Origin of the sequence: Sphingobium fontiphilum (genome assembly GCF_014196635.1) — a bacterium.
Taxonomy (GTDB): Bacteria; Pseudomonadota; Alphaproteobacteria; order Sphingomonadales; family Sphingomonadaceae; genus Sphingobium; species Sphingobium fontiphilum.
On the sequence record NZ_JACIEB010000003.1, the window covers coordinates 273,376 to 289,461 of the forward strand.

The following is a 16,086-nucleotide window of genomic DNA, read 5'->3' on the forward strand; positions in this document are numbered from 1 at the left end:
AGGGGGACTTTTCACCATGCGTTTCTTCACCCATTTGCTGCTGGCGTCGACGGCGCTGGCCGCCGCGCCCGCTTTTGCGCAGGACACCGCACCTGTCGCCGATGCCGCCGCTGAAGGCGCCGACATCATCGTCCTTGGCCGCGGCGAAACGCGCCAGGTCCAGGAAATCACCGCGCGGGATATCGTCGCGCTGACGCCCGGCTCCAGCCCGATCAAGGCCATCGAAAAGCTGCCCAGCGTCAATGTCCAGGCGTCGGACCCATTCGGCAACTATGAATGGTCGACCCGCGTCACCATCCGCAGCTTCAGCCAGGCCCAGCTCGGCTTCAATTTCGACGGCATCCCGCTCGGCGACATGAGCTATGGCAACCATAACGGCCTGCACATCAGCCGCGCCATCAGTTCGGAGAATATCGGCACGGTCCGCGTCAGCCAGGGCGCCGGCGCGATCGACACCCAGTCGACCAACAATCTGGGCGGCACGGTCGAATATTTCTCGATGGACCCGCTCGATCATTTCGCCGTTCAGGCGAACGGCACCTATGGCAGCGATGAGACGTGGCGCGGTTTCGTCCGTGTCAATGTCGGCAGCCCGGACGGCTTCAAGGGCTATATCTCCTACGGCTATGGCGCGACCGACAAGTGGAAGGGCGAAGGCACGCAGGATCAGCACATCGTCAACGCCAAGGGCGTGATACCGGTGGGCGAAGGCCAGATCGACGCCTGGTTCAGCTATTCCGACCGGCGCGAGCAGGATTATCAGGACATGTCGCTCGATATGCTTGATCGGCTCGGCTACCGCTTCGACAATACGTTTGGCGACTATGCGCTGGCGATCCTGCTGGCCGATATCGGCAATAATCGCGGGGAAACCGGCGCTCCTGTGTCCAACGCCGCAGCCGGCACCGTCTATCCGGGCAATATCCAGACCGTCGACGACGCTTATTATGACGCGTCGGGCCTGCGCAAGGACACGCTGGCGTCCATCGGCTACAAGACGCCGATCGGCGAGAATGCCCATGCCGCGATCAAGGGATATTATCACCATAATGAAGGCATGGGCCTGTGGGGCACGCCCTATACGCCCAGCCCGAACGGCGTGCCGATGTCGGTGCGCACGACCGAATATGACATCAACCGCTATGGCGTCTTTGGATCGGCCGACTTCACCGTCGCCTTCAACAAGATCACCGTGACCGGCTGGTATGAGCATAACAAGTTCAACCAGGCCCGCCGCTTCTATGCCTATGCCAGCCGCACGGAGCCGGGCCTGAGCTTCCGCGACTATCCCAAGAACCCCTTCTTCACCCAGTGGGAGTTCGACTATTTCACCGACACGGTGGAATATTCGGTGCAGGACGACATCGACCTGGGTCAGGTGAAGCTGAACATCGGCTGGAAGGGCTATCAGGTCAAGAACCGGGCCGAGGCGATTATCAAGGCCAACTTCCCCGACGGCAAGTTCAAGACCGAGGACTGGTTCCAGCCCGCCGTCGGCGCGGTCTTCACTGTCAGCGACCAGGTGGAACTGTTCGCCAGCTTCAGCCAGGCGACCCGCGCCTTCCCGACCGTCAACGGCAGCATCTGGGGCACGACTCAGGCCGGGTTCGACGCGATCAAGGACACGATCAAGCCGGAAACGTCGGATACCTATGAACTGGGCGCCCGTTACAACTCTTCCAGCTTCAGCGGCGTCGTTGGCGTCTATCTCGTCAACTTCCGCGACCGCCTGCTCGGCATCGCGTCCGGCCCGGACATCATCGGCAGCCCGTCGGTGCTGGCGAATGTCGGCGGAGTCCGCTCGATCGGCTTTGAATCCCTAGGCAGCTGGCGGATCACCAATGCGCTCAGCCTGACCGCATCCTACACCTATACCGACGCGACCTATCGCGACGATGTGGTCGATGGCGCGGGCAATGTGACGGCGCTCGATGGCAAGACCGTGGTCGACGCGCCCAAGCACATGGCCAAGGGCGAGTTGAACTATGACGACGGCAGCTTCTTTGGCCGGGTCGGGGCCAATTATATGTCGAAGCGCTATTTCAACTATCTCAACGACCGGTCGGTGCCCGGCCGTGTGATCGTCGACGCGGCGATCGGCTATCGCTTCGGGCTGAGCGACGCGCAGGACAAGCAGTTCGAGATTCAGCTCAACGCATCCAACCTGTTCGACAAGGACTATATCGGCACGATCAATTCGGCGGGCACCGGCAACAGCGGCGATCGCCAGACGCTGCTGGTCGGCGCGCCGCAGCAATTTTTCGTAACCCTCAAGGCGGGGTTCTGACCATGACGAAGGCCGCGCTGCTCGCCTCGCTCGCCCTTGCCGCTGTTCTGCCCGCGCCTGCGCTGGCCGAACCGGTGCTGCTCATCTCGATCGACGGGCTGCGCCCCGGCGACGTGATCGAGGCGGAAAAGCGCGGCCTTCGCCTGCCCCATCTCAGCCGTTTCGTGACGCAGGGGGCCTATGCCTCCGGCGTCACGGGCGTGCTGCCGACGCTGACCTATCCCAGCCACACGACGCTGATCACCGGCGTGGCCCCGGCCCGCCACGGCATATTGGGCAACAACAGTTTCGATCCGATGCAGATCAACCAGGGCGGCTGGTATTGGTATGCCTCGGACATCAAGGTTCCGACCCTTTGGCAGGCCGCCGCGAAGGCCGGCCTGTCCACCGGCAACGTCCACTGGCCGGTCAGCGTCGCGGCGAAGGACGTGACCTGGAACCTGCCGCAAATCTGGCGCACAGGCCATGGCGACGACGCCAAGCTGATAGACGCGCTGGCGACGCCGGGTCTGAGGGCGCAGCTCGAAAAGGCGACCGGCGCACCCTATGCCAAGGGCATCGATGAAGACCTGCCCGCCGACCAGAACCGCGCCCGCTTCGCCACCGCGATGATCGCCGCGCACAAACCGCAATTCCTGACCGTCTATTTCGCCGCGCTCGACCATGAAGAACATGCCAGCGGCCCCGACAGCGCCGAGTCCAGGGCGACGCTGGAAAAGATCGACGCGCTGGTCGGCGATCTGGTCGCGGCCGAAATGGCGGCGCACCCCGACGCGGTGATCGCGCTGGCCAGCGACCATGGCTTCGAAGCGACCGACCGCTTCGTCAATCTCTATCGCGCCTTCATCGACGCCGGGCTGATCGGCGTCGGGCCGGACGGCAAGATCGCGAAGTGGGAGGCCACGCCCTGGCTATCGGGCGGGTCGGCCGCCATCATGCTGGCGCGGCCCGACGACGCGGCGCTGGTCGCGAAGGTCAGGGGCGTGCTCGACGGCCTGGCCGCCGATCCGGCGAACGGCATCGACCATGTCGCCGACCGCGCCGAAATCGCGCGCCTGGGCGGCAATCCCGACGCCAGCTTCTATGTCAACCTGAAGGCTGGGACGGTGACCGACATTTATCGCGGCGCGGGCGCGGCGCTCAACGGTCCCGCGCCGGTCAAGGGGATGCACGGCTATTTCCCCGGCCCCGCCAATCTGCGCGCCACCTTCATGCTGATGGGCAAGGGCGTTCCGGCCGGCAAGGATCTGGGCGTCATCGACATGCGCGCCATCGCGCCGACGCTGGCCAAGATCATGGGCGCCGCCCTGCCCGACGCGGAAGTCGCGCCGCTCTCGCTGAAGCCCTAAACCGCGGTGCGGCGCGCGAAGTCGATATAGAGTTCGCGCAGCCGCATCGCGACCGGGCCGGGGCGGCCGTCGCCGATCTTCTGGCCGTCTATCCGCACCACCGACTGGCACAGGGTCGACGCGCTGGCGATGAAGGCTTCGTGCGCGGCCAGCGCCTCCGCCACGGTGAAAGGACGACGAACGATGGCGATGCCGCTTTCCTGCGCCAGCGCGGTCAAGGCGAGGCCGGTGCACCCGGCCAGCACCTGTCGGCTATAGGGGCGCGTCACGACCCCTTCGTCGGTCAGGATGAAGGCGGTGGAGGAGGCCCCCTCGGTCACGAAACCGTCCTCGACCATCCAGGCTTCCTGCGCCCCCGCTGCGCTGGCGGCGCGCTTCGCCATCACCTGCGCCAGAAGGCCGGTCGACTTGATGTCGCGCCGCGCCCAGCGCTGGTCGGCCATGGTGGCGACCGCAATCCCGTCGCGCGCGCCCGGCGCGTTCAGGAAATCCTTGTCCTGCACGAACATGAACAAGGTCGGCTCCAGCCCTTCGGGCGGCAGGAAATCGCGGGTGATGTCCGCGCCGCGCGTCACCTGAAGATAGACGAGGCCCTGGGTCACGCCATTGCGGCGCACCAGTTCCTTCTGCGCCGCCTCGATCTGTGCCGGGGGCAGCGGCAGGGGCAGATCGATGGCGGCGACCGAGCGTTCCAGCCGCGCCAGATGCGACGCGCTGTCGATCAGCCGCCCGTCGATCACCGCCGCGACCTCATAGATCGCCTCGGCGAACAGGAAACCGCGATCCAGAACGGAAATGCGGGCGTCGGCGAGCGGCAGGAAAGCGCCGTTCAGATAGGCAATGTTCATAGACCCGCGACTTTGCCCGGCCGACGGGCGCGGTCAAGCGGAATGCTGCCTAAACCCGCCGGAATGGCCAGGGCGTGGCTGATCGTTCATAGCTGTGCAGGTCGATCGAGCGGGTGACGGGCGGCAAGGCGCGGTCGGGGCAGGCGCGCCGTTCGCACAGGGCGCAGGTGGGGCCGACCGTCACTGCGTCGCCGCGTTCCGGGTCCAGCCCGTCGGCATGGACGAGGCGCGAGGCATGTTTGGCTTCGCAGCCCAGCGCGATGACGGCGCGGCCGCGCGCCTGCGATGCGGCGTCGGGCGGCAGGGCGATGGCCAGCGTCACGAAACGGCGGTCGTCGGGCGTCTCGATCAGGTGCGCCTGCACCGCGCCGGGCGTGGCGAAAGCGGCATGGGCGTCCCAGCGGGGGCAGGTGCCGCCGAAACGGGCGAAGGGATAGGCCTCCCCGTCGAACCGCTTGGCGATGATCCCCGCCCGGTCGATCCGCACCATGAAGAAGGGCACGCCGCGCGCACCGGTGCGGTTGAGGCTGGTCAGGCGATGGGCCAGTTGCTCGGCCGACACGCCAAAGCGCGCCATGAGCAGCGGCAGATCGTAACGCGTCTGTTCGGCCGCCTGCCTGATCCGGTCATAGGGCATGATGAGCGCGGCGGCGGCGTGGTTGGTCAGCGCGATGGCGGCGAGGCGCCGGCTGTCCTCGTCCGGCGGCGCGGCGCGGGCGACGGCGCCCGCAATGCTGTCCGCCAGTTCCTGCGCGCACAAGTGATAGGCGATGGCGAACAGGCGGCCCGATGACGGCAGCCGTTCGTGCAGCAACAGCCGTCGGCGGTGCATGTCATAATGGCGCAGGCTGTCCGCCAGCAGCTTTTCGGGCGCGACCTGCACGCTCATGCCATGGCGGTCCTTGAGCCGCTGGCGCAGGGCGGCGGCCAGCAGGGCGGGGTCTTCGGGCAATTCCTGCGCTATGGCTTCGGCGGCGGCGTCGATTTCGGCGAAATGATTGCCGCGCTCGGCGATCATCGCGCGCAGCCAGTCGAGCGGCTCGGGAACGTCGCGGCCGACCGATTGCAGCCGGTCGGGCATGCGCCGCAAATCGGTGAGGGCGCGATAGAACCGGCCGATGGCCTCGGTCACGCCGGGATAATTTTCCGCCACCTCCAGCATTTCGTCGCGGGCAATGCCGATGTCGCGGACCAGCGCGTCGGACAGGATCTCGATCAGTTCGCTCGCCGCCCCCTGCCCGCCGCCGGCCACGAAATCGCGAATGTCGATGTCATAGGTGTTGGCGAGGCGCAGCAGCATTTGCGCGGTCAGCGGGCGCTGGTTGCGCTCGAGATGGTTGAGATAGCTGGGCGACACCCCCAGTTCTTCGGCCATGCGCGTCTGGTTGATGCCCAGTTCCCGGCGCAGCACGCGCAGGCGCGGGCCGAGATAGAGTTTGCGGTCGGTCGGATCTGCCATATGGTCATAATGTCATAAAATGACAGTCTGAACAATTTCAAACATGACTTGCGGCCACTCATCGCCCTTCCGCGCACCGGCGGCAAAGGCCATAGGGGGTGCATCAACGAATTGGAGGATGCCCCCGATGACCGACACCGGAACCATGACGCCCCAGCCCGCGCGGTCGCGCGCGGTCTTTTCCCAGGAGGATTTCAGCCTGATCCGCACCGCCATCGCCCATTATCTGCGCGAGGTGCAGGACAAGCCGGAATCGGTCAAATACGCCAATCTCTTTCACCGGCTCGGCCGCGTCGCCTGAACCGGCGAACAGGACGACAATGAAAGGGCGCTCCCCAACAAGGGGCGCCCTATTTTGCGTCAGAACAGGCGGGTGAGGCCATAGAAGAGCGCGCCGATGGCGGCGGCGGCGGGCAATGTCACCACCCAGGCGACGACGATGCTCGACGCGACGTTCCAGCGCACGGCCGACAGGCGGCGCGACGCGCCCACGCCGACGATAGCGCCGGTGATCGTATGGGTCGTAGACACCGGCACGCCCAGATGCGTCGCCAGGAACAGCGTGATCGCGCCCCCGGTTTCCGCGCAGAAACCCTGCGCCGGGGTCAGCCGGGTGATCTTTGACCCCATGGTGTGCACGATTTTCCACCCGCCCAATAAGGTGCCGATGCCCATCGCCGCCTGACAGGAAATGACGACCCAGAAGGGGACATGAAATGACCCGCCCAGCATCCTTTGCGAAAAGAGCAGCACGGCGATGATGCCCATGGTCTTTTGCGCGTCATTGCCGCCGTGGCCGAGCGAATAGAGCGAGGCTGAAACCAGTTGGAGCCGCCGGAAAATGCGGTCGGCCGACTGGGGCGTCGACCGGGCGAAAGCCCAGGAGACGACCAGCACCAGGAACAGCGCCAGCACCAGCCCGATGGCGGGCGACAATATGATGGCGGCGCTGGTCTTGAACACGCCGCTCCACACCACGGCCGACAGTCCCGCCTTGGCCGTGCCCGCGCCCAGCAGGCCGCCGATCAGCGCATGGCTGCTGGACGAGGGAATGCCCAGCGCCCAGGTGATGAGATTCCAACTGATCGCCCCCATCAGCGCGCCGAAAATCACCGCCGGGTCGATGATGTTGGCGTCGACAATCCCCTTCCCCACCGTTTCCGCGACGTGCAGCCCGAAGAAGAGAAAGGCGATGAAATTGAAGAAGGCGGCCCATGCCACCGCATATTGGGGCTTGAGCACGCGGGTTGACACGATGGTCGCGATGGAATTGGCGGCGTCGTGCAGGCCGTTGAGAAAATCAAAGGCCAGCGCGACCGCGATCAATGCGATCAGCAGCGGAAAGGCGATGGGTTCCATGGGTCAGGCGTGATCGATGACGAGGCCCGAAATCTCGTTCGCGACATCCTCGAACCGGTCGGTCACCTTTTCCAGATGCCCGTAAATGGCGTTGCCGACGACGAAATCCATGGGATTGCCCTGGCGCGCGCGCTGATAGAGCGCCTTGAGGCCCGCTTCGTGCAATATGTCGGCATGGCCCTCCAGCTTCACCAGACGTTCGGTCAGGTCATGGAGCCGCGCACCGTTGAGGCTGAGCGAGCGCAGCAGGGGCATCGCCTCCGCCGTGATCCGCGCGCATTCGACGATCAGCGCGCTCATATCCTGCATCTGGCTGTCGAACTGCGTGACTTCGAAAAGCTGGATCGCCTTGGCGGTCTGATTCATCTGGTCGATGGCGTCGTCCATCGCGCCAATCAGGCCGGTGATGGCGCTGCGGTCAAAGGGGGTGATGAAGATGCGGCGAACGTCGAGCAGCACGTCGCGGATGATGTCGTCCGCCTCATGTTCGCGGTCCGAAATCTCCCTGATGTCGGCGGCCATGTCCGGCCCGCCCTTCAGCAGCCGGGCCAGCGCGTTGGCGCCCGCGACCAGATTGTCGGCATGGTCCTCAAACTGTTCGAAGAAACGCCCCTGCTTGGGCATCAGCGCGTGAAACCAGCGCAATGGCGCAATCCTTTCGCTTCTTTTATCCTGTAACCACAGCAATATCCGGCCGAAATGCCCCGGATCGCGGGGCGGACGGCGGAAACCCGCGATCAGCCCGCGCAGGTCCGGCTCGTCGACTGCGCCAGCCGCCTCGTCGATCGAAAACCAGCGCAGTTCGCGCTGCCCCTGTTCTGGCCATTGCGCCAGTTGACCGGTTACGGCGAGCGGGAACACGTCAACCGTCGCCTCGCGCGCGCCGCCTTTCCGCCGCCTTTTGTCATAGCGATAATGGCCGAGCGGCGCGGGACAGGCGATGCCGTGAATGCCCGCCTCCTCGAACGCTTCGAGTTCAGCGGCGCGATGGCCCGACAGCCCCTTGATCCGGTTGCCCTTGGGAATGACCCAGCGCCGGGTATCGCGCGAGGTGATCAGCAGCACGCGCATCGCCCCGTCGGCATCGGTCATATAGGGAAGGGCGGCGATCTGACGCATGGCGCGCTTGTAACAAAAACGTCACAAAGCGCAATCGGCGCAGCGAGCGCCCTATTTGACGAAGGTCAGCGACAGATTTTCGGCATTTTTCGGAATGTCGATGCGGCTTTCGTTGATGCTGGCTTCCTCGCCGGGCTTGAGACGCGCCTTGTCCGCCTTCGTGGTCCAACTGAACACCAGCCGGTTCTGCCTGTCGCGCAACTGAACCAGCACCGGCGGCACCGGCAATGTCTGCTGCCCGCTGTTCATGATGCGCGCGCCGAAGGCGAAATATTCCTCGCCGGTGGGCAATTTCCGCCGCTCGGCCGGCTTGGAGAGATAGAAAAGCAGGTCCGGATCGCCTTCATCGGGCACCAGCCCCATGCTGACCGCCCAGGCCGGCGGCCCGAAATAATAGAGCGCCCCAGCCGCAGCGCCGACGACGAGGCAAAAGATGATCGCGGCATAGGTCCACAGCCGCGCCGGGTTGCGCCGTATCTTTTCGGGCGGCGCATAGGGATCGGCCAGCGCCTCCTCCCCCGGCCCGACATAGCCGGTGTCGTCCGACGCCAGATCGCTGAAATAGGCCGCGGCAGGCGCAGGCGCTTCGACCTGCGGCTCCGCCGGCTGCGCGGGAACCGCGACGGGCGCGGGCGTGGCGGTTGGCCCGGCCGGTTCCATCCGTTCAACATGCGGGGGGACCACCGGCGCCGGGTGTGGGGCGGCCTCTGGCGCAGCGACCGGCTCCGGGGCATGGGCAGCGACCATCGCCGCCTCCTGAAACCAGCTATGCTTGCAGGCGGCGCACCGCACCTGCCTGCCGGTCGGCCCCACGGCCGTATCGGGAACGATGTAGCGCGTCGCGCAATTGGGGCACACCAGGATCATGTCGCATCCTTGTCACGCCATGGACTCAAGGGCAAGAGAGCGCGCGGGCTTTACGCCTGCCCGCCCGCTGTGCCATGGCCTTGCGCAGCTTATTTCCAAGGAGCGCCGACGCCCCCGCCATGGCCACCATCGTCCAGTTCGAGAATGTCGGTCTGCGATATGGGCTGGACAGCGAAACGCTGTCCGACGTCAGCTTTTCCCTGCATGGCGGCGGCTTTTATTTCCTGACCGGCGCGTCGGGCGCGGGCAAGACGTCGCTGCTGAAATTGCTGTATCTGGCGCAGCGGCCCAGCCGGGGCGTCATCCGCCTGTTCGGCGAGGATGTGGTGACGCTTCCACGAAAGAGATTGCCCGGCTTTCGCCGCCGCATCGGCGTGGTCTTTCAGGATTTCCGGCTGGTCCCGCATCTGTCCGCCTATGACAATATCGCCCTGCCGCTGCGCCTGTCGGGCATGGCGGAGGCCGATGTCGACGCGCCGGTCAGCGAAATGCTGAACTGGGTGGGGCTGGCCGACCGGGCGCAGGCGCGGCCCGCCACCTTGTCGGGCGGGGAGCAGCAGCGCGTCGCCATCGCCCGCGCCGTGATCGCGCGGCCCGAAATACTGGTCGCCGACGAGCCCACCGGCAACGTCGACGCTGATATGGCGCAGCGGCTGATGACCCTGTTCGAGGCGCTCAATCGGCTGGGCACGACCATCGTCGTCGCCACCCACGACCTGCCGTTGATCAGCCAGGTGGCGGGCGCGCAGATGATGCGGCTGGACAAGGGACGGCTGGCCGACCCGACCGGATCGCTGCGCTATCCGCCCCGTTCGCAGGATATGGGTTGATGGCCGGGGCGGATCGCCGGGCCGCGCGGGAAGCGCGCCAGCGGTTGTTGCCGCAGGGGCGGCTGGCGGGGCCGATGCCCTGGGTCATCGCCATCATGATGTTCCTGACCGTGCTCACCGCCGCTGCGGGCCTCGCGCTCGGCGCGGCGGTGCGGTCGATGGGCGCGGACCTGGCCGGGCGGGCGACGGTGCAGATTGTCGAGGCCGACGCGGAAAAGCGCGCGGCGCTGACGCAGAAGATCGCCGCCAGCCTGCGCGCCAGTTCCGATGTGATCGCGGTGCGCCCCGTCGCTGCGGAAAAGCTGGCGGAGCAGCTTGCGCCATGGCTGGGCGCGGACGCCGCCGACGCCGACCTGCCCATCCCGGCCCTGATCGACGTGGATGTCGCGCCGGGCGATCAGGCCGCGCGGATCGCGCGCATCCGGCAGAGCCTGACCGCGCTGGACAAGGCTATACGGGTCGATGGCCATGCCGCCTATCTGGAGCCGCTGACGGCGCTGCTGGCGGGGTTGGGCTGGCTGGCGGCGGGGCTGGTCGCCTTGATGGCCATTGCGACAGCGGCGATTGTCGTGCTGGCGGCGCGCGGCGCGCATGACAGCCATCGCCCGACCATAGAGGTGCTGCACCTGATGGGCGCGACCGATGTGCAGATCGCCCGCCTGTTCCAGCGGCGCATCGCTCTCGACGCGGCCTTTGGCGGGGCGCTGGGCTTTGCTGGCGCAGCCGCCGTGCTGGCGGCGCTGGGCGGGCGGCTGATGGCGACCGGCAGCGATCTTCTGACCGCCATCGGCCTGCCCTGGGCGGCATGGCTGGCGCTGTTGGCGCTGCCGGTCGGCGGTGTCTTGCTGGCCACGCTGGCGGCGCGCTGGACAGTGCTGCGGGCACTGGGCCGGGCGTTATGATCGTCCGCGCCCTCGCCCTTTTGCTGCTCGGCTGGATGCTGGGCTTCGCCTGGTTCGCCATATTGCTGCCGCAGCCGCTGGACGGGCGGCAGACCGACGCCATCGTCGTGCTGACCGGCGGGGCGGGCCGGATCGACCGGGGGCTGGCGTTGCTGAAGGACGGCGCGGCGTGGCGGATGCTGATTTCCGGGGTCGACCGGTCGGTGCGCCCGGCCGAACTGGCGGCCGAATATGGCGCCGACATGAAGCTCTTCACCTGCTGCATCACGCTGGGTCGCGAAGCGATCGACACCAGGTCCAACGCCATCGAAACCGCGCGCTGGCTGGAAAAGCGCCACTATGCGACGGTGCGCCTGATCACCACCGATTGGCACATGCGCCGCGCCGCGCTGGAATTGCGGCAGGCCTTGCCTTCATCGACGGTCATCATCTACGACGCGGTGGCGAGCCGCCCCAGCCTGTCGGTGCTGGTGCGCGAATATAATAAATATCTGCTGCGGCGTGTCGCCGCCCTCATCGGCATCTGATCCATGATCACCTTCCTGCGCTCCCTGCTCTTCGCCATTTTCTTCTATGGACTGACGGTGCCCCTGCTTGCCTTCGGCCTGGTCGCCAGTGTTATCGGCTGGCCCCCGGTGACCAGCATTGCGGCGGCGTGGTCGCGGCTGCACCGGCTGTGCGCGCGCTGGCTGCTGGGTCAGAAAATCCGGATCGAAGGGACGTTGCCCGACGGCCCCTATCTCTACATCTTCAAGCATGAATCGATGTTCGAGACGATCGACCTGCCCACCTTGCTCAGTTCCCCCGCCATCTTCGCCAAGCGCGAACTGCTGGACATTCCGGTCTGGGGCCGACTGGGGCGGCGCTATGGCATATTGCCGGTGGAGCGCACCGCCGGGGCCAGCGCCATGCGGGCGATGCGCAGAGCCGGGCGCGAAATGGCCGCCAAGGGGCGCGGCATATGCCTGTTCGCCGAAGGGACGCGCGTGCCCCATGGATCGCGCCCGCCCTTGCAGGCGGGCTTTGCCGGGCTCTATTCGCTGCTGGGCCTGCCGGTGGTGCCGGTCGCGGTGAACAGCGGGCTTTTTTCGCCGCGCGCCAGCTTCATCAAGCGGGCGGGCACCATCACCTATCGTGTGGGCGAAACGATCCCGCCGGGGCTGGACCGCAAGGAGGCCGAGGCCCGCGTCCACGCCGCGATCAACGCGCTCAATAGCTGAGCCGCCTGAGCGTCAGTCGTGGCGGCGGCCGAAGTCCGGCGCCGGATCATCCTGCCCCTGTTCGACGATCGACCGGCGGATGGCGCGGGTGCGGGTGAAGAGGTTGAACAAGGCGTCGCCATCATTCCAGCGGATCGCCCGTTGCAGGGCGGACAAGTCCTCCGAAAAGCGTTGCAGCATTTCGAGCACGGCGTCTTTGTTCGCCAGGAACACGTCGCGCCACATGGTCGGGTCCGACGCGGCGATGCGGGTAAAGTCGCGAAAGCCGCCGGCCGAATATTTGATGACTTCCGACCGGGTGACGCCTTCCAGATCGCTGGCCGTGCCGACGATGGTGTAGGCGATGAGGTGCGGCAGGTGGCTGGTGACGGCCAGCACCAGATCATGGTGCTGCGGGTCCATCATCTCGACGTCGGCGCCCACGCGCCGCCACAGTTCCGCCACACGCTCCACCGCCGCCGGATCCGCGCCCGCTGGCGGGGTGACGATGCACCAGCGTCGGCGGAAAAGCCTGGCGAAGCCCGCTTCCGGCCCGCTATTTTCGGTGCCCGCGACCGGATGCGCCGGAATGATGCGATGGTCGGGCAGCACGGCGGTGAGCTGCGCCAGGACATCGGCCTTGCACGACCCCACATCGCTGATGACCGCCTCGTCGGGCAGGTCGACCGCGATTTCGGCGGCGGCCGCGCCCATCGCCCGCACCGGAACGCACAGCACGACCAGTTCCGCATCGGTGACGCAAGCGCCGGCCGTATCGGTCACATCGTCGCACAGGTCGATGGCGCGGGCGACGGCGCGCACGTCCGGGTCGGCGTCATAGCCGGTGACGCGCACCGTGGGCATGGCTTCGCGGATGGCGCGGGCCAGCGAGGAGCCAATGAGGCCAAGGCCGATGATGGCGACGCGCGCGAAAGGCAGCATGGCGTTCAGGCGGCTTCCGCCATGGCGCGCAGTTTCGCGGCGACGGCGCGCATCTGCGCCTCCGTCCCGATGGTGATGCGCAGGCCGTTGGGCAGCCCCTGCCCCGGCAGCCAGCGGGTGGCGAAGCCTTCGTCCCACAGGCCCTTCATCGCCGCCTCGGCGGTCAGAGCGCCGTCGAACAGAACCAGCAGGAAATTGGCCTTGCTCGGCACCGCGCGCAGGCCGTGGTTGGCAAGCGCGGCGATTTCACTCGCCAGCCATTCGCGCCACTGGCGATTATGGACGCGGCTCTGTTCCACCCATTCGCTGTCGGCCGTGGCGGCGATGGCCGCCGCCTGGCCCACGGTGGTGACGTTGAACGGCGCGCGGATGCGGTGCAGCGCGTCGATCACCTCGGCGCTGGCATAGCCCCAACCGATGCGTTCGGCGGCAAGGCCGAAAATCTTGGAGAAAGTGCGGGTCACGAGCACATTGGGCGCGCTGCGGGCAAGCTCCAGCCCGCCATCATCCTCGCCCGCATCCAGATATTCGGCATAAGCCTGATCCAGCACGAACAAAATGTCGGGGCGCAGGCCCGCATGGAGCCGGGCGATATCTTCCCGCGACGTCATCGTGCCGGTGGGATTATTGGGATTGGCGAGGAAGACGACCTTCGTCCGCTCGGTCACGCAGGCGAGCAGCGCGTCCACATCGGTCGCAAAATCGGCGTCGGGCGCGATCACCGGGGTGGCCCCCACGCGTCGCGCGGCGATGTCGTAGACGGCAAAGCCATAACGGACATAGAGAATCTCGTCCCCCGGCCCGGCATAGGCGCTCGCCGCAATGTGCAGCAATTCGTCCGACCCGGTGCCATAGATGACGCGCGCGGGATCGAGATCATGCGCGGCCGCGATCGCTTTGCGCAGGGCGGTGGCCGACGGGTCGGGATAGGTGGCGAGGTCGGCGGCCGCCGCCACGAAGGCCGCGCGCGCCAGCGGGCTGGAGCCCAGCGGATTTTCATTGGCGGACAGCTTGACGAGCGGGCGGCCGTCATCGGCGGCGGACTTGCCGGGGACATAGGGCGAAATGCCCAATATCCAATCCTTGGGAACGGGTCTGGTCATCCCCGCGCTTTAGCGGCCTCCCGCGCCGAAGGCAAAGGGCATGGCGGCGATTGACAGGGATAATACAGGAGCCTAGCGCCGCCAGCATCATGGCGAGCGTTCCGATGAGCGATGACAGCCGTTTCGGCCTCCGCCGACAGGTCCGCCTGTCCGGCCCGCTGGCGCTGGATGGCGGCGCGGCGCTGGGGCCGGTCGACATCGCCTATGAAACCTATGGCGCGATGAACGCCGACGGCTCCAACGTCATCCTGATCTGCCATGCGCTGACCGGCGACCAATATGTCGCGTCGGACCATCCGTCGACCGGCAAGCCCGGCTGGTGGTGGCGCATGGTGGGACCAGGCAAGCCGGTCGACCCGGCCGACTATTTCATCATCTGTTCCAATGTCATCGGCAGTTGCATGGGATCGAGCGGCCCGGCCAGCGTCGATCCGGCGACGGGCGAGCCCCATGCCATGCGCTTTCCGGTCATCACCATCGCCGACATGGTGCGGGCGCAGGCGTTGCTGCTCGACCATCTGGGCGTCGATCGTCTGTGCGCGGTGATCGGCGGGTCGATGGGGGGTATGCAGGCGCTGACCTGGCCCACATTGTTCCCCGACCGGGTCGAAAACTGCATCGTCATCGCGTCGACCGCGCGGCACAGCGCGCAGAACATCGCCTTTCACGAAGTCGGGCGGCAGGCGATCATGGCCGACCCGAACTGGCGCGGCGGCGATTATTATGCCGACGGGCGGGTCCCGAGCGCGGGGCTTTCCGTGGCGCGCATGGCGGCGCACATCACTTACCTGTCCGAAGCCGGGCTGACCGAGAAATTCGGCCGCCGTTTGCAGGCGCGCGCGACCAAAACCTTTGGCTTCGACGCCGATTTCCAGGTGGAAAGCTATTTGCGGCATCAGGGGCTGAGCTTTGTCGAGCGGTTCGACGCCAACTCCTATCTCTTCATCACCCGCGCCATGGACTATTACGACATCGCCGAGGATCATGGCGGATCGCTGGCCCGCGCCTTCACCGCCACGAAAGCGCGCTTCTGCCTCGTCAGCTTCGACACCGACTGGCTTTATCCCACGACCGAGTCCCGCATCATCGTCCACGCGCTGCACGCGGCGGGCGCGCCGGCGAGCTTCGTCGAACTCTCCAGCCCGTTCGGCCATGACGCCTTCCTGCTGGAATGCCCGGAGTTGAACCGCGTGGTCGACGGGTTCCTGAAGGGCGGACGGGCGTGAGCGACCTGTTGCGGCCCGACCTGGCGCTGATCGCGCGGACGGTGACGCCAGGCGCGCGGGTGCTGGACGTGGGTTGCGGCGACGGCGCGCTGATGGCGGCGCTGCGCGACGACAAGGGCGTCGACGCGCGCGGGCTGGAACTGGACGGCGCCAATGTCGCGGGCGCGGTGGGGCGTGGGCTCTCCGTGGTGCAGGGCGACGCCGACACCGACCTTGCCTATTATCCCGACGCCAGTTTCGATTATGCGATATTGAGCCAGACGTTGCAGACGACCCGGCGGCCGGACAAGGTGGTCGAGGAATTGCTGCGCATCGGCGCGCAGGCCTTCGTCAGCTTCCCCAATTTCGCCCATTGGCGCGGCCGCCTGTCGCTATTGTGGGGCGGGCGGATGCCGGTGACGCGGCTGTTGCCCGATACATGGTATGACACGCTCAACATCCACCACCTGACCATCGACGATTTCCGCGCGCTGGTGAAGGAGCGGGGCTGGCATATCGATGGCCAGTGGTTCCTGAAAGGGGACAGGGAAACTACCCATGCGAACGCCAATCTGTTCGCCGAACATGCGGTGTTTTTGTTGAGGAAATAGGGTGGG

At 66.5% G+C, this 16,086-nt stretch carries 16 protein-coding genes; 9 read left to right on the plus strand and 7 right to left on the minus strand.

All coding sequences use genetic code 11. The features are described 5' to 3' along the window. Nucleotides 1-16 precede the first annotated feature (16 nt). Nucleotides 17-2,287: a TonB-dependent receptor gene (locus GGR44_RS08405; RefSeq protein ID WP_183955114.1), complete on the plus strand. Its 2,271-nt coding sequence runs from the start codon at nucleotides 17-19 to the stop codon at nucleotides 2,285-2,287. Between the two features lie 2 nt (nucleotides 2,288-2,289). Beyond that, entirely contained in the window at nucleotides 2,290-3,636 is a 1,347-nt protein-coding gene (locus GGR44_RS08410) for an alkaline phosphatase family protein (protein ID WP_183955115.1), read from the plus strand. Here GGR44_RS08410 and GGR44_RS08415 read toward each other — a convergent pair. Further along, nucleotides 3,633-4,484 (minus strand): D-amino-acid transaminase, encoded by an 852-nt coding sequence (locus tag GGR44_RS08415; protein ID WP_183955116.1) that lies wholly within the window; start codon nucleotides 4,482-4,484, stop codon nucleotides 3,633-3,635. The genes GGR44_RS08410 and GGR44_RS08415 overlap by 4 nt on opposite strands. Nucleotides 4,485-4,533: 49 nt before the next feature. After that, a complete protein-coding gene (locus GGR44_RS08420) occupies nucleotides 4,534-5,943 on the minus strand; it encodes a helix-turn-helix domain-containing protein (protein ID WP_183955117.1) in 1,410 nt (469 codons plus the stop codon). Nucleotides 5,944-6,070: 127 nt separating this feature from the next. Here GGR44_RS08420 and GGR44_RS08425 point away from each other — a divergent pair, with 127 nt between their 5' ends. Then, a complete protein-coding gene (locus GGR44_RS08425) occupies nucleotides 6,071-6,244 on the plus strand; it encodes a hypothetical protein (RefSeq protein ID WP_183955118.1) in 174 nt (57 codons plus the stop codon). A gap of 59 nt (nucleotides 6,245-6,303) precedes the next feature. Here GGR44_RS08425 and GGR44_RS08430 read toward each other — a convergent pair whose 3' ends face one another. The 3 genes from GGR44_RS08430 to GGR44_RS08440 are packed head-to-tail and all read right to left on the minus strand — an operon-like array spanning nucleotide 6,304 to nucleotide 9,288. Next, on the minus strand, nucleotides 6,304-7,302 hold the full coding sequence (locus GGR44_RS08430) for an inorganic phosphate transporter (RefSeq protein ID WP_183955119.1): 999 nt from the start codon (nucleotides 7,300-7,302) through the stop codon (nucleotides 6,304-6,306). A 3-nt stretch (nucleotides 7,303-7,305) separates the two neighbouring features. Continuing rightward, nucleotides 7,306-8,421 carry a DUF47 family protein gene (locus tag GGR44_RS08435; protein WP_183955120.1) on the minus strand — a complete coding sequence of 372 codons (1,116 nt, stop codon included), beginning with the start codon at nucleotides 8,419-8,421 and terminating at the stop codon, nucleotides 7,306-7,308. A gap of 51 nt (nucleotides 8,422-8,472) precedes the next feature. Then, nucleotides 8,473-9,288, minus strand: a complete 816-nt coding sequence (locus tag GGR44_RS08440) for a zinc-ribbon domain-containing protein (RefSeq protein WP_183955121.1) — start codon at nucleotides 9,286-9,288, stop codon at nucleotides 8,473-8,475. Nucleotides 9,289-9,407: 119 nt separating this feature from the next. Between GGR44_RS08440 and ftsE the strand changes: the two genes are divergently transcribed. Genes ftsE through GGR44_RS08460 form a run of 4 tightly spaced genes read left to right on the plus strand, consistent with a single transcriptional unit; the run spans nucleotide 9,408 to nucleotide 12,240 of the window. Beyond that, complete coding sequence (gene ftsE, locus GGR44_RS08445) at nucleotides 9,408-10,118, plus strand: cell division ATP-binding protein FtsE (RefSeq protein WP_183955122.1); 711 nt, start codon at nucleotides 9,408-9,410, stop codon at nucleotides 10,116-10,118. Beyond that, the gene (locus GGR44_RS08450; protein ID WP_183955123.1) at nucleotides 10,118-11,020 is read left to right on the plus strand and encodes a cell division protein FtsX; all 903 of its coding nucleotides are present in this window, start codon (nucleotides 10,118-10,120) and stop codon (nucleotides 11,018-11,020) included. The genes ftsE and GGR44_RS08450 overlap by 1 nt, the downstream gene beginning before the upstream one ends. After that, complete coding sequence (locus tag GGR44_RS08455) at nucleotides 11,017-11,547, plus strand: YdcF family protein (RefSeq protein WP_183955124.1); 531 nt, start codon at nucleotides 11,017-11,019, stop codon at nucleotides 11,545-11,547. Before GGR44_RS08450 ends, GGR44_RS08455 begins: the two co-directional genes overlap by 4 nt. A gap of 3 nt (nucleotides 11,548-11,550) precedes the next feature. Then, entirely contained in the window at nucleotides 11,551-12,240 is a 690-nt protein-coding gene (locus tag GGR44_RS08460; RefSeq protein WP_183955125.1) for a lysophospholipid acyltransferase family protein, read from the plus strand. A gap of 12 nt (nucleotides 12,241-12,252) precedes the next feature. Here the strand turns inward: GGR44_RS08460 and GGR44_RS08465 are convergent, their stop codons facing one another. Next, nucleotides 12,253-13,161: a prephenate/arogenate dehydrogenase family protein gene (locus tag GGR44_RS08465; protein WP_183955126.1), complete on the minus strand. Its 909-nt coding sequence runs from the start codon at nucleotides 13,159-13,161 to the stop codon at nucleotides 12,253-12,255. A 5-nt stretch (nucleotides 13,162-13,166) separates the two neighbouring features. After that, nucleotides 13,167-14,264 (minus strand): histidinol-phosphate transaminase, encoded by a 1,098-nt coding sequence (gene hisC / locus GGR44_RS08470; protein ID WP_183955127.1) that lies wholly within the window; start codon nucleotides 14,262-14,264, stop codon nucleotides 13,167-13,169. Between the two features lie 89 nt (nucleotides 14,265-14,353). Between hisC and metX the strand changes: the two genes are divergently transcribed. Both metX and metW read left to right on the plus strand, forming a co-directional pair. Beyond that, entirely contained in the window at nucleotides 14,354-15,490 is a 1,137-nt protein-coding gene (metX, locus tag GGR44_RS08475; protein WP_183955128.1) for a homoserine O-acetyltransferase MetX, read from the plus strand. Next, a complete protein-coding gene (gene metW / locus GGR44_RS08480) occupies nucleotides 15,487-16,080 on the plus strand; it encodes a methionine biosynthesis protein MetW (RefSeq protein ID WP_183955129.1) in 594 nt (197 codons plus the stop codon). Before metX ends, metW begins: the two co-directional genes overlap by 4 nt. Nucleotides 16,081-16,086: the final 6 nt, after the last annotated feature.

Bases quoted from the DNA above. Each gene is read 5' to 3' on its own strand.
- GGR44_RS08405 (WP_183955114.1), top strand. From the start codon at position 17: ATGCGTTTCTTCACCCATTTGCTGCTGGCGTCGACGGCGCTGGCCGCC.
- GGR44_RS08410 (WP_183955115.1), top strand. From the start codon at position 2,290: ATGACGAAGGCCGCGCTGCTCGCCTCGCTCGCCCTTGCCGCTGTTCTG.
- GGR44_RS08415 (WP_183955116.1), bottom strand. From the start codon at position 4,484: ATGAACATTGCCTATCTGAACGGCGCTTTCCTGCCGCTCGCCGACGCC.
- GGR44_RS08420 (WP_183955117.1), bottom strand. From the start codon at position 5,943: ATGGCAGATCCGACCGACCGCAAACTCTATCTCGGCCCGCGCCTGCGC.
- GGR44_RS08425 (WP_183955118.1), top strand. From the start codon at position 6,071: ATGACCGACACCGGAACCATGACGCCCCAGCCCGCGCGGTCGCGCGCG.
- GGR44_RS08430 (WP_183955119.1), bottom strand. From the start codon at position 7,302: ATGGAACCCATCGCCTTTCCGCTGCTGATCGCATTGATCGCGGTCGCG.
- GGR44_RS08435 (WP_183955120.1), bottom strand. From the start codon at position 8,421: ATGCGTCAGATCGCCGCCCTTCCCTATATGACCGATGCCGACGGGGCG.
- GGR44_RS08440 (WP_183955121.1), bottom strand. From the start codon at position 9,288: ATGATCCTGGTGTGCCCCAATTGCGCGACGCGCTACATCGTTCCCGAT.
- ftsE (WP_183955122.1), top strand. From the start codon at position 9,408: ATGGCCACCATCGTCCAGTTCGAGAATGTCGGTCTGCGATATGGGCTG.
- GGR44_RS08450 (WP_183955123.1), top strand. From the start codon at position 10,118: ATGGCCGGGGCGGATCGCCGGGCCGCGCGGGAAGCGCGCCAGCGGTTG.
- GGR44_RS08455 (WP_183955124.1), top strand. From the start codon at position 11,017: ATGATCGTCCGCGCCCTCGCCCTTTTGCTGCTCGGCTGGATGCTGGGC.
- GGR44_RS08460 (WP_183955125.1), top strand. From the start codon at position 11,551: ATGATCACCTTCCTGCGCTCCCTGCTCTTCGCCATTTTCTTCTATGGA.
- GGR44_RS08465 (WP_183955126.1), bottom strand. From the start codon at position 13,161: ATGCTGCCTTTCGCGCGCGTCGCCATCATCGGCCTTGGCCTCATTGGC.
- hisC (WP_183955127.1), bottom strand. From the start codon at position 14,264: ATGACCAGACCCGTTCCCAAGGATTGGATATTGGGCATTTCGCCCTAT.
- metX (WP_183955128.1), top strand. From the start codon at position 14,354: ATGGCGAGCGTTCCGATGAGCGATGACAGCCGTTTCGGCCTCCGCCGA.